3 tRNA genes are annotated in these 391 nt (G+C 49.9%); all 3 read right to left on the bottom strand.

What is annotated here, in order from left to right:
• Positions 1 to 76 precede the first annotated feature (76 nt).
• The 3 genes from ADH54_RS09730 to ADH54_RS09720 all read right to left on the bottom strand — a co-directional run bounded on the left by ADH54_RS09730 (position 77) and on the right by ADH54_RS09720 (position 319).
• Positions 77 to 149 (bottom strand) — tRNA-His (locus ADH54_RS09730).
• 14 nt (positions 150 to 163) lie between these two features.
• Positions 164 to 234: transfer RNA gene (locus ADH54_RS09725), tRNA-Trp, on the bottom strand.
• A gap of 4 nt (positions 235 to 238) precedes the next feature.
• A tRNA-Tyr gene (locus ADH54_RS09720) sits at positions 239 to 319 on the bottom strand.
• Positions 320 to 391: the final 72 nt, after the last annotated feature.

Here is a 391-nt window from a genome sequence, read left to right as displayed (position 1 = left end):
CTGGATTCGAACCAACGCATGAGGGAGTCAAAGTCCCTTGCCTTACCGCTTGGCTATACCCCAATAATATAAAATAGGCGAGTGATGGGGATCGAACCCACGCATGCCAGAGCCACAATCTGGTGTGTTAACCACTTCACCACACCCGCCACAATTCTATTAACACGGGCAGTAGGAATTGAACCCACACTGAAGGTTTTGGAGACCTTAGTTCTACCTTTAAACTATGCCCGTAAAATGGAAGGGGAGGGATTCGAACCCCCGAACCCGAAGGAGCGGATTTACAGTCCGCCGCGTTTAGCCTCTTCGCTACCCTTCCAAAATATATAAATGGCGCGAGACGGAATCGAACCGCCGACACATGGAGCTTCAATCCATTGCTCTACCAACT

The organism is Streptococcus pseudopneumoniae, assembly GCF_001072315.1.
Taxonomy (GTDB): Bacteria; Bacillota; Bacilli; order Lactobacillales; family Streptococcaceae; genus Streptococcus; species Streptococcus pseudopneumoniae_R.
Note: the sequence above shows the minus strand (reverse complement) of the source record. Positions and strands in the feature narration are given on the sequence as shown.